Annotated in this window: 9 protein-coding genes; 6 read left to right on the forward strand and 3 right to left on the reverse strand. The window is 71.1% G+C overall.

The features are described from left to right. Positions 1 to 128 precede the first annotated feature (128 nt). Complete coding sequence (locus KPL78_RS23255; protein ID WP_219765365.1) at positions 129 to 5,237, reverse strand: alpha-2-macroglobulin family protein; 5,109 nt, start codon at positions 5,235 to 5,237, stop codon at positions 129 to 131. Positions 5,238 to 5,373: 136 nt separating this feature from the next. Next, positions 5,374 to 6,348 (reverse strand): lysozyme inhibitor LprI family protein, encoded by a 975-nt coding sequence (locus tag KPL78_RS23260; RefSeq protein ID WP_219765366.1) that lies wholly within the window; start codon positions 6,346 to 6,348, stop codon positions 5,374 to 5,376. Between the two features lie 186 nt (positions 6,349 to 6,534). On the opposite strand from KPL78_RS23260, the gene KPL78_RS23265 reads away from it, so the two are divergent. The 3 genes from KPL78_RS23265 (at position 6,535) to map (ending at position 8,762) form a co-directional block, all read left to right on the forward strand. Then, complete coding sequence (locus KPL78_RS23265; protein ID WP_219765367.1) at positions 6,535 to 7,503, forward strand: Bug family tripartite tricarboxylate transporter substrate binding protein; 969 nt, start codon at positions 6,535 to 6,537, stop codon at positions 7,501 to 7,503. A 271-nt stretch (positions 7,504 to 7,774) separates the two neighbouring features. Beyond that, positions 7,775 to 7,981, forward strand: coding sequence for a ParD-like family protein (locus KPL78_RS23270; RefSeq protein WP_219765368.1), 207 nt, complete (start codon positions 7,775 to 7,777; stop codon positions 7,979 to 7,981). Position 7,982: 1 nt separating this feature from the next. Beyond that, the gene (gene map, locus KPL78_RS23275) at positions 7,983 to 8,762 is read left to right on the forward strand and encodes a type I methionyl aminopeptidase (protein WP_219765369.1); all 780 of its coding nucleotides are present in this window, start codon (positions 7,983 to 7,985) and stop codon (positions 8,760 to 8,762) included. Between the two features lie 115 nt (positions 8,763 to 8,877). On the opposite strand, the gene KPL78_RS23280 is transcribed toward map, so the two are convergent. Then, entirely contained in the window at positions 8,878 to 9,993 is a 1,116-nt protein-coding gene (locus KPL78_RS23280; RefSeq protein WP_219765370.1) for a CaiB/BaiF CoA transferase family protein, read from the reverse strand. Positions 9,994 to 10,064: 71 nt separating this feature from the next. Between KPL78_RS23280 and KPL78_RS23285 the strand changes: the two genes are divergently transcribed. From KPL78_RS23285 to KPL78_RS23295, 3 genes are all read left to right on the forward strand, one after another. Next, positions 10,065 to 11,015: a Bug family tripartite tricarboxylate transporter substrate binding protein gene (locus KPL78_RS23285; protein WP_219765371.1), complete on the forward strand. Its 951-nt coding sequence runs from the start codon at positions 10,065 to 10,067 to the stop codon at positions 11,013 to 11,015. After that, positions 11,012 to 12,007 (forward strand): NADPH:quinone oxidoreductase family protein, encoded by a 996-nt coding sequence (locus KPL78_RS23290; protein ID WP_219765372.1) that lies wholly within the window; start codon positions 11,012 to 11,014, stop codon positions 12,005 to 12,007. The genes KPL78_RS23285 and KPL78_RS23290 overlap by 4 nt, the downstream gene beginning before the upstream one ends. A gap of 147 nt (positions 12,008 to 12,154) precedes the next feature. After that, entirely contained in the window at positions 12,155 to 13,561 is a 1,407-nt protein-coding gene (locus KPL78_RS23295) for an MDR family MFS transporter (protein WP_219765373.1), read from the forward strand. The last annotated feature ends 73 nt before the right edge of the window (positions 13,562 to 13,634 follow it).

The raw sequence follows: 13,634 nt of genomic DNA on the forward strand, positions 1-13,634 counted from the left end.
CCCGACGCCAGGTGACGGTTTCCAAAGGCCCTGTGGCCGATGGGTCCCCATTGACGTTGCACGCAACGTCAATGGGATCCCGTGGTGGGGGAGGTTTGGAGGGGGCAGGGCCCCCTCCATCAGCGCCCTCACGGCTGCACCGTGATCCGCCCGGCATTCTGCCGCGCGAAAACCCCTGGCCGGTACATGTCCTGCACTTCCGCGCCCGGCAGTTCGAACACCCCCGGCGTGACCGCCCGCAGCCGCACCGCGATGCGGGCGAAGGGCTGGCTCTGGGTGATCGTCACCGCCGCGGCGTAGCGGTCGTCGAGCGCGGGCTGGCTGTCCACGGCGGTCAGCGTGCCGAGCCAGGGCATGCCGGCGATGTTGCCGGCCGGCAGGCGGGAGGCGATCTCCCAGCCCGCGGGCAGGCCCTGGATCATCATCGCCTCATGGCGGTCGTTGGTCTCGCTGCGCAGTTCCATCAGCAGGATGAAGGAGGTGTTCTGCGACAGCGCATCCAGGTTCAGCGGCTGGCCGTCCAGCGCGAAGAAGCGGCGCGTGACGCGGAAGCCGTTGCGCGCGGCGGGCAGTGGGTCGCGCGGGATGCCGGTGATGGACACGGCCTGCCAGACCGCGTTGGCACCCATGTTGCGGGCGGTGCCGGGGCCGGTCAGGGCGGTGATCACCACGGGCCGCGGCGGCAGGGCGGACCCGTTCACCGCGACGGTGGCGTTGCGCTGGCCCTGGCCGAGCACCTGTGCGGCGAAGACCGCCCAGGCCTGTTCCTGCGTGCTGCTGCGTGCCGGGGTGAAGTCGGCGCCGGGCAGCACCGACATGGCCGCGTTCAGGCGATCGGCCATGACGCCGCTTTCGCGCAGCAACGCGGCGGTGGCGAGCGCATCGCGCGACGCCGTGCCGTAGTCGAAGAACCAGAAGCGCCGCCCGGTCGCGGCGAGGGCCGCGGTGAAGGCCTGTTCCGCCCGCACCGTGTCGCCGCCGCGCGCGAAGGTGGCGGCGAGCTGGGCGCGGGAGATCTGCGTCGGCAGGTCGTTCAGGCTCTCGAACAGGCGGCGGGCGGCGCCGAGGCGCGGCTGGCCCGCGAGCGCGAGCGCATAGAGGCGATAGGCCTGCGCGGCACGCTCCTCGGGGTTGTCGGCGCTGGTGTCCTCGATGGCGTCGTCGAGGAAGCGCAGCGCCTCGCGCAGCGCGCCATCGGGCACCGTCGCGCCGGCCGTGCGGGCACGGATCAGGGCCTCCACGGCATAGGGGGTGAGCCATTGCTGGGTCTCACCGCTCGCGCTCCACATGCCGAAGGACCCGTCGTAGCGCTGGCGGTCGAGGATGGCGTCCACCGCGCGCTGCAGGCGGATGGCGCGGTCGGGATCGGCTTCCTCGGCGATGCCGGCGGACAGGGCAAGGGCGCGCGAGGCCGACTGCTCGAGGCAGGCGAGGGGGAAGTCCTCCACCGCGCGCAGCATCGCCGCCGGGTCGAAACGCACGGCCGCCCCGAAGGACGCTGCGGCGCGCCAGGATCCGTTGACGAAGCGATCCGCCGGCACGGGCAGCGGCAGCTCGACGCCCGGCGGCAACTCGATACCCGCGACTTCCGTCACACGCGGGCGGGAGGAGCGGATGGTGATGCGGCTCTCCCGTTCGACGCGGAAGCCGTTCGGGCCGGTCACCGCCATGCGCAGCGTGCCGGTGCCACCTTCCGTCGCGCGCAGCGTGGTGAATGGCTGGGCACGGGCGCCGGTCGCGAGCGTCGCTGCAAGGCGCGTCGGCCCGACGATGGAAAGGCCGCCGCTGGTGGTCAGTTCCGCGACGATCTCGCCCTGCGGCAATTCGATGTTGTGCAGCAGGACGGACAGGCGGGCCTCGTCGCCAGGGGCGAGGAAGCGCGGCAGCAGCGCTTCGGCCACCACCTGGTCGCGCACGGTGACCGGCTTGGACGCTTGGCCGACGCGTGTGCCTTCCCAGGCGACGGCCATCAGGCGCAGCTCGCCGGCGAAGTCGGGGATGTCGAGCGGGACGGTCGCCACGCCATTCGCATCGGCGCGGACGATGCCCGAGAACAGCGAGACGATGCGCTGCGGCGGTTGCAGCGCATCCGCGCCACCATCCTCGTCGCCGCCCTGGCGCAGTACGGCGAGTTCGCCTTCCGCCGGCGCGATCAGCCGGCCGTAATCGTCGCGGATATCGACGCCGAGCCGACGACGGCCCAGGAAATGCGCCGCCGGATCGGGCGAGGCGAAGTTGGTCAGGCGCAGGATGCCCTCATCGACCGCGGCGAGGGTCAGGAAGACCGGGCCGGAGGCATTGGTCACGCGGATCGGGACATCGACCCGCTGGCGTGGGCGCACCAGTTGCGGCGTGTCGATGGCGACGCCGAGGGTGCGCGGCGCCGGGTCGATGCCCACCCAGGCGAGGCCGAGCGCGCGGGCCGGCTGGCCGTTGCGGGTCTCGCCGGGGCGGAAGACGCTGACGGTGACATAGGCGCCGGGACCCCAGGCCGAATCGACCGGGACCTCGACCTCGGTGCCGCCCTGCGCGACGTCGATGTCGCGCAGCGAGACGAGGCGATCGGTCAGCACGGCGATGGATGCGCGGCCAGCGAAGGGCGGGGTGATGCGGATGCGGGCCGTGTCGCCGGGCATGTAGGCGCGGCGATCGGCAGCGACATCCACGCGGTCGGGCACCTCGGCCGATTCCACCCCGGCCCAGCCGGAGCGGAAGCGGATGGAGGTGAGGCCGAGCCCGTTGGCGTCAGACACCTCCAGCCGATAGCGGCCGAATTGCAGGGACCGCGCGAAGCGGGCGGGCTGTTGGGCGGTGACGCGGATTTCCTGCGCGTCCACCGATTCGTCGCGCCACACCGTCTCCCAGCGCGCGATGGACCCGCGCACGACGATGCGCCAGTTCGGGCGTTCCCGCACCAGACGCACGCGCAGCGTGGCATTGGTCGCGCGACCTTCGGGCGAGACGGCGGCGATGTCGAAGGCGGCCTCGCCGCCGGCGTCGATCGCGTCGTTCTCGAAGGCGGGCTTCACGCCGACCAGCGTGCCGCGGGCGCGCACCGGCACGGTGAAGCGGGTGCGCGTCTCGCGGCCGCCGGGCTCGCTCATCGACACGGTGACCTCGCCCTTCACCGGGCGCGTCGTGTCCGGCGCCTGGGGGAGGTCGAGGGTCAGGGTGGTGCGGCCCTGGTCGTCGGTCTCGGGGATCTCGAAGGTCATCAGGTCGGGGGCGAACTGCTCCTGCGCCAGGCCGAAGCGCCAGCCGCGCCAGGCCTCGAAGGGTTCGGGATCGGTCAGCAGGCGCATCTCGGCCTGGCCCGTCAGGCCCGAACCGGGGGCGCCGTAGAGGAAGCGCGCGGTGATCGGCACGCGCAGGCCGTTCGGGCCCGGCACCAGCGGGCCAGGGACCGGGCCGGCGGTGACTTCCAGGCGTTCGGGCAGGAAGGCCTCGACGCGGAAGGTCGTGCGGCCGACCGGGGGCGCGTCGGGGTCGGTCAGCGCCTCCAGCGTCCAGACGCCGAAGGTCGCGCCGGCCGACAGGCGCAGCGGCCAATAGACCGAACCATCATCCTGGCGCGGCGGCACCGTCTCGGCGGCGATCTGGCCGTTGGGGCGGCGCAGGCGCAGCCGGATCGGCAGGTCGAGCGGACGGCCCGCCGGGTCGCGGATCAGGGCGCTGGCGTTCACCGTCTCGCCGGGCCGGAAGATGCCACGGTCGAGCCACAGGAAGGCATCGACCGGCCCCGGTTGGGGCTGGCCGGTCGCCCCTCGGTCGGACAGGTCGAAGGACGCGGCTTCAAGCGACAGCGAGGCGAGGTCGTCATCCGTCTCCGCATGCACGGCGACGGGGGCGAGCGGGCCGGTGCCGCGCAGCAGCGCGATGGGGAAGCGGGCGAGGCCCTGTGCATCCGTGCGGGTCTCGGCGAGGACCTCGTTGTTGCGCGCCATCAGCATCACGCGCAGGCCGGGCGTGACGGCGGCGGACTGGTAGCCGCGCGCCTGCACGGCGAGGCCGTCCGCCCCGCGCCAGGCGGTCAGCGCGATGTCGGTGACGAAGAAGGGCAGCACCGCGGTCTCGCCGCCGCCACGCCGCGCATCGGCGTCGCGCAGCACCAGCACATAGGCGCCGGGGGTCGCATTGCGCAGCACGTCGGGCAGAGGCAGGGCGGAGCGCAGGGTGCGGTTGGGCTGCACGCCGCGCAGCTCGGCGCGGCCCTCCCACAGGATGCGGCCGAGATCGTCGCTGATGCTGTCGGCGGACCAGGATTCCAGGGCCTCGCCCGGCGTCCAGTCGCGGCCGAGGGCGACGAGGTTGCGCTCGACGACGCGGACCAGGCGCATCCTCACATTGGTGATGTTGATGGTCGCGATGCCGAGGCGCGGGTCCTGGCCGCGCGGCAGGATGAAGCTGCGCGTATCGAAGGCGATGCGCGGGTCGCGGTTCGGCATGGCGATCGCGACCGGCGTGTCCTGGCGCAGGTTCTGGCGGTCCTCGCCCGGCAGGCCGGCGCGCAGGATCAGGCGGGTGGACGCCCCCCAGGGCAGGCCGGCGACGCAGATCTGATCGCCTTCGCGCTCGACCGCGAGGGAGGGGATCGGCGGGTCGGCGCGAATCCAATCGCCCGGATTCCAGTCGGTGCGGCGCGCGGGCGGGTTGGTGAAGGTGAGGCAGGCGCGGGCCGGTTCCGCCTCGGGTTCCGTGGTCACGCGGCGGACCAGCATGCCGGCGGCGCGGCGCGCGGCCTCAAGCCGCTGGCGGGATTCGGGGCTGTCGGAGCGTTCGAGGACGGCTTCCAGCGCCTCGATCTGCTGCACCGGGCGGTCGAGGCGGCGCAGCGCCTCGGCGATGACGAGCAGGGAGGGAACCTCGGGCTCGCCGTAATTGGCGAGTTGGAAGGCGCGCCAGGCGGCCTGGAGGGCGCGCTGGTTGCTCGGCGGCTGGCGGTTGAGCTGGGCGCGGGCCAGGGCGAGCCACTGGTCGCCATCGGGGCGGCCCATCCCGATCCGCTCCTCCCAGGCTGTCGCGGCCGCGGCCCAGTCGTTGCGCTGTTCGGCCTGCATGGCGCGCTGCTCCGCGGCGGCGCGCTGCTGGGGGGAGGCGCCGGCGGGGAAGCGGCGCTGCATCTCCTGTTGATATTGGCCGGAGTCGCGGCCGAGGCCGGGCAGGTCGAAGCTCTGTGCCGAGGCGAAACCCGGGACGACCAGGACAAGGAGAAACAGCAGGCGAAGGAGCTGGCGCATGATGGACCCGGGTTCTGGCGTTGCTGGCGGCAGCATGGCACGGGACATGCCGATCCGGCAGCAGGGGGGTGATGGCGGTGTGAAGAAGCTCACATCGGCGGCCGTCTGAGACGGCCACCGAGCGGGACGCGATGCTTCAGCGCCGGGGCGGGGGAGGCAGGATGGCGAGGTCGCGCAGCACCAGGCGGTCATTCTCGATGGCAAGGCGTGCCTCGGCGCGGCCGCCGGTCGGGCAGCAGGGCTGGTCGGTCTCGCGCTGGAGGGTGACGGTCGCCATCATGCGGGCGAGATCGAGATTGCCGGAGCCGCGCGGCTCCAGGCCGGGCGGCAGCCGGCGGTCGAGGGCTGCGCGCCAGCTCTCGGCCTCGATGGGCTGCCATCGGCGGAAGGAGGCCGGGCCGGTGCGGTGGTACAGCAGGGGCAGGGGGGCACCGGCCGTGCCGACCTCTTCGCAGGGTATCGAGAGCAGCGTCTCGCCGCCCTGGGGGATCAGGCGCGGCTTCTGGCAGGCCGCATAGGCGAGGCGCTCGGCGATCTCGACGGTCCATGATCCCGGAGAGCTGGGGGCGAGGACGACAACGCCGGTTTCATGGGGCATCTCCCCGCGCGGATCGGGCGTGTATTCGTAGAGGGCATAGGCGTAACGCCGGCCATCGACGCTGCCGAGCACGCCGAATTCCGCGACACGGCAGGCGCGGCGGCGCAGCGCGGGGCTGTCATCCTCCTCGGGCAGGAGGCCGATGCATCGGCTGCGGACACGGCGGTCGGGAGTGCCTTCGAGCTCCTCCACAGACGACCAGCCCGCTTCTTCCCGCAGCGCCGCGAGACGGGCTTCGAGGCCGCGGCGCAGGGCGCCGGCGTCTCCTGCCTGGTTGCGCAGGACGGCCATGGCGGCTTCGTGCCGGCTGCGCAGCCCGTGCAGCCAGGGCGTGCCCTGCATGTCCCCATAATATGTCGCGACCTCACCTTCGAGGCGCGACAGGGCCGGATCGGCGCAGATGGCGCGCTGCCAGGCATCGGCAGGGGCGGCGCAGTCGAAGCTGGCGGCGCGGCAGGGCACGGCGAAGAGGGCCGCGAGGCCCAGGGCGGCGAGAAGCGTCTTGGTGGTCACGAAAGGTCCCGATGCGTGGTGACGGCGGGCCGGGGCCTATCGCAGGCGGCCGTGCGGCGCGGCGATCCTGGTCACCGTGCCCGTGCGGCGAAACACTCCGGGCCTGCGCCCTCCAGGCTCGCCATCGCGGCTCCGGCTGCTAGAGTGGCGGCCAATCCGCCTGAGATGGCGGGATTGGGAGGAAGAATGACCATCACCACGCCTCTGCGGCGGCGGCTGCTCCTGGCCGCGCCCCTGCTCGCCGCGCCGCGCCTCGCCCTGGCCGAGACCTGGCCGAACCGGCCCATCACCATGGTCGCGCCCTATCCGCCCGGGGGGACGACCGACTTGTCGATCCGCCCGATCGTCGAGGCTCTGAGCCGCAGCCTTGGCCAGCCCATCGTCGTCGAGAACCGGGCCGGCGCCGGCGGGACGATCGGCGCGCAATCCGTGGTGCAGTCGCGCGACGGGCACACCTTCCTGGCCTTCCCCTGCGCGGTGCTGGTCATCGCCCAGCATGTGATGCGGCTGCCCTTCGATCCCGCGACCGCGCTGGTGCCGGTGGCGATGACATCCATCGCCTACAACGTGATCGCGGCGCATCCCTCGGTGCCCTTCCGCGACGTGGCGGGGCTGATCGCCTATGCCAAGGCCAATCCGGGGGCATTGCGATTCAGCTCGGCGGGTAACGGGACGATCACCCAGCTTTCGGGAGAGCTCTTCGCCGATGCCACGGGCATCAAGCTGGAACACGTACCTTATCGCGGCTCGGCCCCGGCCTTCACCGACCTGCTCGCCGGCCGCGTGCAGTTGCAGTTCGACCCGGTGGCGCTGCCAGCGGTGAAGGATGGCCGCGTGCTGGGGCTCGCGACCCTGGCCGAGCAGCGCAACCCCGATGTGCCGGACCTGCCGACGCTGGCGGAACTCGGGCATCCGAACGCACTCGCGGTGCCCTGGTATGGGATCGCGGCACCGAATGGCACGCCGCGGGCCGTGATCGATCGCCTGGCCGGCGCGGTCGGAGAGGCACTGCGGATGCCGGCCGCGGCGATCGGCATGGCGCCCATGGGGATGGCGCCGACCTTCGAACAGGGCGAGGTCTTCGCGAACCGGGTGACGCGGGAGCGGGAGACCTATGGCGCGCTGGTGCGACGGATCGGGATGCAGCCGGCGTGATGTGACCGGGCTTCGTGGAGGAAGGTCCATGACGACGCCGATGGGCGCGGCGTTCGCGGCGCGCGGCCACGCGGCGCCCGATCCGGCTCCGTAGGGCCGGAGTACGGAGGCTGTGCCTGGTGGGGAGCGCAGCCTCCGCCTCCATCCCACCATGTCAGCGCTGCGGTCCGGCTCCGCCGGCAGCGCCGTCGTGCCGTGTCCCCGGCCTCTGGATTGCGCGCGATATACGATTCGTATACGAAGCGCTTATTCTCGAATTGGGGGCTTGTTCATGGGCATCGTGAAGATCGACGACGCTCTGCATGAGGAAATCCGTCGCGCCAGCACGGTGATGTGCCGGTCGATCAATGCGCAGGCCGAGTTCTGGATGAAGATCGGCATGTTCGCCGAGGCCAACCCCACCTTCACCTTCAATGACATCGTCAAGGCACGGTTTGCCGCTGCGCATGTCCGCTTTCCCGAAGCCGCGGCGCCCTGACATGGTGAAGACCCGGGACGAACTGGCGCTCATGCGCATCTCCGGCAAGCTGCTGGCTTCCGTCTTCGAGATGCTTGATGGGCAGGATCTCGCGGGCATGTCGACGTTGCAGGTCAATGATCTGGTCGAGCGCTTCATCACCGTGGACCTCGCGGCGCGCCCGGCGAGCAAGGGCCAGTATGGCTTCAAATTCGTCCTCAACGGCTCGATCAATCACGTCGTCTGCCACGGGGTGCCGGATGCGGACGAGATCATCCGGGACGGCGACATCATCAACCTGGACATCACGCTCGAGAAGAACGGATTCATCGCGGATTCGAGCAAGACCTACATGGTCGGCAGCGCTTCGCCCGCCGCGAAGCGGCTCGTGCGTGTCGCGCATGAGGCGATGTGGAAGGGCATCAGCCAGGTGCGCCCCGGCGCCCACATCGGCGACATCGGCTTCGCGATCGAACGGCACGCCCGGAAGAACGGCTATACCGTCGTCCGGGAGTTCTGCGGGCACGGCATCGGCCGTGAGATGCACGAGGAGCCGCAGGTCATGAATTTCGGCCGGCCCCGGACCGGGATCCGGCTGCGCGAGGGCATGGTCTTCACGGTCGAGCCCATGATCAACCAGGGCACCCACAAGGTCTCCACCCAGGACGATGGCTGGACGGTCGTGACCAATGACCGGAAGCTCTCCGCCCAGTTCGAGCACACGGTTGCGGTGACCGGCGATGGCTTCGAAGTCCTGACACTCCGGCGGGACGAAACGCCGATGCTCGCCTGCAGCGCATAGCCTCTCTTCCCGCCTGTCGCGTCACAGCCATCGGCCGAAGTGCACGATACCTGCGCGAAAGGCCGTGTTCCTTACGTCGCCGACGCCGCCCGCACCGCATCCTCACGTCAGGCTGTCAGTGCTCCAGCTCCGCCAGCACCTCGGCCGTGTGTTCCCCGAGCCCCGGCGCCTGCGCCTGCCAGTGCCCGAGCCCCGGCAGCATCGGCAGCGGCACCTCGCCGAGCTGCGCCTGCGCCACGCGCGACGCCGCGCCGTAGGCGACGACGTGCTCGTTCGCCAGCCAGTCGAGCGGGGAGTTCACGCGATCGGCAAGCAGCCGCGCGCCCTGCAGCAACGCGACCCATTCGGCCGAAGGGCGGGTGGCGAAGGTCTCGCGGAAGATGGCGTAGAGGGCTTCGCGATTCTCAAAGCGCTGCGCGAAGTCGATGAAGCGAGGGTCGCGCGCGACATGCGGAATGCCGAGCGTGTCGCAGATGGCGAGCCATTCGGCCTCCCGCACCAGCGTCACCATCACCCAGATGCCATCCGCGGCCTGGTAGGCACCGGCGGGCACGTTGGGCGGCGCGGCGGATTTGCCCTGGTACCCCCATTCCGCGATCTGGTGCGTCATGAGGTTCGTCGTCGCGGCCATCAGCGACATGTCGATCACGCGGCGGCGCGGCGTGCTGTCCTGGGCGCGCGCGGCGAGTGCGGTTTGCACGGCGGAGAAGGCGTAGATGCCGGTCGCCATGTCGGCGACGAAGCAGCCGGCCTTGTGCGGGGACCCGTCCGCGCCGGGGTTCAGCGCGACGAAGCCGGTGAAGGCCTGTGCCACGGAATCCGTGCAGGGGCGCTCGGCATAGGGGCCGGTCTGGCCGAATCCTGAAATGGACAGGCACACGGCATCCGCCTTGGCATTGTCGGGGCCGAGGCCGATTCGCGCAGCGACGCCGGGGCGGAAGGCCTCGATCAGCACATCGGCGCGGGAGGCGAGCTGCGACGCCGCCGCGCGGCCCTCGGGCGACTTCAGGTCCAGCACCACGGATCGCTTGCCGCGGTTGAAGCAGACGGTCATCACCGAGACACCGTCCTTTGCCGTGCCGAGGCCGCGCGACCAGTCGCCTTCGGCCGGTTCGAGCTTGATGACGTCGGCCCCGCAGGCGGCGAGCATCATGCCGCAATAGGGCCCGGCGATGCCCTGGCCCGCATCCAGCACGCGCAGGCCCTTGTAGGGCCGCATCGCCTCATCCATCGCATTTCCTCCTTGGACGTCCCCGCCTATCCTGACGCGAAGATGTGCGAAGGGAAGGGGACGGAATGAGGATGACGCGGCGCGTCGTGCTGGGCACGGTGCTGGCCACGCCTGCGCTGGCGCAGGATTGGCCCTCGCGGCCGGTGCGGGTGGTGATTCCCTACCCGCCGGGCGGCCCGACCGACCTGGTCGGGCGCGTGGTCGCCCAGCGCGCGCAGCAGGAGCTTGGCCAGCCGCTGGTGATCGAGAACAAGGCCGGTGCCTCCGGCACCATCGGCGCGGCGGAGGTTTCGCGCGCAGTGCCGGATGGGCAGACCTTCCTGATGAATGCGTCGATCCATGTGATCATCCCGCATCTCAACCGGTCGATTCCCTATGACGCGCTGGCTGACTTCACACCGGTGACGAACATGGCGATGGTGCCGCTGGTCGCGCTGGTGACCCCGACCCTGCCGGTACGCTCGCTCCGGGAACTCGCCGACCACGCCAAGGCCAATCCGGGCAAGCTGTCCTATGGCTCCTCGGGCATTGGCGCGGCACAGCATTTGGCGGGCGAGATGTTCAAGCAGACCGCGGGCGTGGACATGACCCATGTGCCCTATCGCGGCGCGGGGCCGGCCATCCAGGACCTGATCGCGGGCAATATCCAGGTGATGTTCGACAGTGTGCCGGCCGGCGCCGGCGCGGTGCGACAGGGGCTTCTGCGGGCACTGGCAACAACGACGGCCCGGCGCATCGCCGCCTTTCCCGACCTGCCGACCTCGGCGGAAGCGGGCTTCCCGAGCCTTGTCATTTCGACCTGGTATGGTGTCTGGGCGCCGCCGCGCCTGCCCGCGGCGATAACCGAGCGCATGCAGCGTGCCGTGGCGGTCGCCGTGAATGACACCGATGTGCGGGCGCGCATGGCGACGCTGGGCGCCGACCCCGTGGCGGACAGCCCCGCGGATTTTGCGACCTTCTGCCTCAGCGAATACGACAAGTTCGGCGCCATCGTGCGCGCGGCCAATATCCGGATGGAATGATGCGGGCGATCCTGTGCGAATCCTGGCGGGACTTCGATGACCTCGAGGTGAAGGACATCCCGCCGCCGCCGATGCGCCCGCATGGCGTGCGCATCCGGGTCGAGGCTGTGGGCGTGTCCTTCGCGACGCAACTCGTCGTCGCGGGGAAGTATCAGCGCCGGCCGCCTTTGCCCTTCGTGCCGGGCACCGAAGTGGTCGGGACGGTGATCGAGGCGGCGCTGGACGCGGACGCGCCGTCCCCCGGCACGCGCGTCTTCGCCGTGCTCGACTGGGGTGGCTATGCCGAGGAGGCGGTCGCGGACGACATCCATGTCGTGCCGATCCCCGACGGTCTGCCGGCCGAACCCGCGGTGGCCTTTCCGATCTCCTATCCGACGGCGGGGGCGGGGTTGCTCTGGCGCGGGCGCATCGCGGCCGGGGATTGGGTGCTCGTGCACGGCGCGACGGGCGGCGTGGGGCTTGCCGGCGTCGAGATCGCCAAGGCCGTCGGTGCGCGGGTGATCGCGCGGGCCGGCGCGGCCAAGCACGCGCTGCTGCGTGCGCGCGGGGCGGATGTCGTGCTCGACAGCGCCGCGCCGTTCCGGGATGCGGTGCGGGAGGCGACCGGCGGGCAGGGCGTGGCCTGCGTGCTCGACACCATCGGCGGCGATGCCTTCGACGAATCGCTGCGCTGCCTCGGGGACGGCGGCACGCTGGTGGTGGTCGGCTTCGCCGGCGGCGGTATCCCGACGGTCGCGGCGAATATCCTGCTGCTGAAGAACATCGCGGTCGCCGGAGTGAATTGGGGCACCTATGTCGGCTGGTCGCCGGGCGACAACCGGCGTCTCTACGCGCCGCGGGCGCGGGCCTTGTGGGCGCAGCTCATGGGCTGGTGGCGGGACGGGGCGCTGAAGCCGGAAGTCCATGCCGCCTTCCCGCTCGATCGCTTCCGCGAAGCCATGGCCGAGGTCCGGGCACGGCGCAGCGCCGGCAGGGTGGTGCTGCGGCCCTGACCCGATGGGGCCGCATTTGCCAAGTCAGGGCGTCTTCCCGACAATGTGCGCCATGGCCGACACCTGTCCGCACGGCCGATCGGTCAGACTGATGCGCAATCCCGGCTCATTCATCATCATGCATTCCGGCGTCCTGGGACGATCGCGATGAGTGGCGCCGCCGAGCGACACCGCGACCATCGCGGCATTGCGCTGATCGTCGCCTCGGCGTTGTTCATGCAGAATCTCGACAGTGCGGTGCTCGCCACCGCCCTGCCGTCCATGGCGCGGGACCTGAACGAGGACCCGGCGCGGCTGGGCGCGGCCATTACCTCCTACCTGGTGGCGCTGACGGTCTTCATTCCCTTCTCCGCATGGATCGCCGACCGCTTCGGGGCGAAGCGCGTCTTCATGATGGCGATCGCGACCTTCGTGGTGGCCTCGGTGCTGTGCGGGCGATCGCAGGGGCTCGGCGAGCTCGTCCTGTTCCGCATCTTCCAGGGCATGGGCGGGGCGATGATGGTGCCGGTGGGGCGCCTGTTGCTGCTGCGGGGGGTGGCGAAGAAGGACATGCTCTCCGCCATGGCCTGGCTGACCATGCCGGCGCTGCTGGGGCCAGTGACTGGACCACCGCTGGGGGGCGTGCTGACGGACCTGTTCTCCTGGCGGGCGGTGTTCTGGATCAACGTGCCGATCGGGATCATTGGCCTCGGGCTGGTGGCCTGGAAGATTCCGCATGTGGAGCCGACGAAGCCCGGACCACCGGACCTGGTGGGGCTGGCGCTGACCGGGTCGGCGCTGGCGCTGGTCATGTTCGGGCTGGAGACGGTGGGCCGGCATGTCGTGCCGGGCTGGATGTCCTGGCTGGGGCTGCTGGCGGGGCTGGCGACCGGGGCGCTCGCGGTGCGGCATTGCCGGAGCGTGAAGCGCCCCGCGCTCGACCTGTCGCTGTTCTCGATCGCGACCTTCCGGGACCCGGCGGTGGCCGGCAGCATGTTCCGCACCGGCGCCGGTGCGGTGCCCTTCCTGATCCCGGTGATGCTGCAGATCGGTTTTGGGATGAGCGCGGCGCAGAGCGGCTTCGTGTCCTTCGCCACCGCGCTCGGGGCCTTCGCGATGAAGCCACTGGTGCGGCCGCTGCTGAAGCGCACGGGCTTCCGCGCGACGCTCGTCGCGAATGGCGTGATCGCGGCCCTCGGCGTGGCGGCGCTGGCCCTGGTGGGGCCGGGTTGGCCATCCTTCGCCATCTTCGTGCTGCTGGCCTTGGGCGGGCTGGCGCGGTCGCTGCAATTCACGGCGTTGAACACGCTCGCCTTTGCCGATGTGCCGCATGAGCGGATGTCGGCGGCGACGGCGCTCTACGGCACGGTGCAGCAATTGACGCCGGCGCTCGGCGTGGTGCTGGCGACGGCGACGCTGGAAGTCTCGCAGCAGCTTTCCGGACGGGCGGATCTGCTGCCGGTGGATTTCTCGCGCGGCTTCCTGGTCGCCGGGCTGGTGGTGCTGCTCTCGGTGCCGCTGCACATGCGGCTGGCCCGCGATGCAGGGGCCGAGGTGTCGGGGCACCAGGGCTAGAGCAGAGCCCGATCCGATGGACTAACCTGATCGGGTGAAGAGGCTCGCAGGAACAAGGGTCCAGGAAAGTTGC

The organism is Roseomonas alba, assembly GCF_019430885.1.
In the GTDB taxonomy this organism is placed as follows: domain Bacteria; phylum Pseudomonadota; class Alphaproteobacteria; order Acetobacterales; family Acetobacteraceae; genus Neoroseomonas; species Neoroseomonas alba.

Coding starts and splice junctions, on each gene's coding strand:
- KPL78_RS23255 (WP_219765365.1), bottom strand. CDS start 5,237: ATGCGCCAGCTCCTTCGCCTGCTGTTTCTCCTTGTCCTGGTCGTCCCG.
- KPL78_RS23265 (WP_219765367.1), top strand. CDS start 6,535: ATGACCATCACCACGCCTCTGCGGCGGCGGCTGCTCCTGGCCGCGCCC.
- KPL78_RS23270 (WP_219765368.1), top strand. CDS start 7,775: ATGGGCATCGTGAAGATCGACGACGCTCTGCATGAGGAAATCCGTCGC.
- map (WP_219765369.1), top strand. CDS start 7,983: ATGGTGAAGACCCGGGACGAACTGGCGCTCATGCGCATCTCCGGCAAG.
- KPL78_RS23280 (WP_219765370.1), bottom strand. CDS start 9,993: ATGGATGAGGCGATGCGGCCCTACAAGGGCCTGCGCGTGCTGGATGCG.
- KPL78_RS23285 (WP_219765371.1), top strand. CDS start 10,065: ATGACGCGGCGCGTCGTGCTGGGCACGGTGCTGGCCACGCCTGCGCTG.
- KPL78_RS23290 (WP_219765372.1), top strand. CDS start 11,012: ATGATGCGGGCGATCCTGTGCGAATCCTGGCGGGACTTCGATGACCTC.
- KPL78_RS23295 (WP_219765373.1), top strand. CDS start 12,155: ATGAGTGGCGCCGCCGAGCGACACCGCGACCATCGCGGCATTGCGCTG.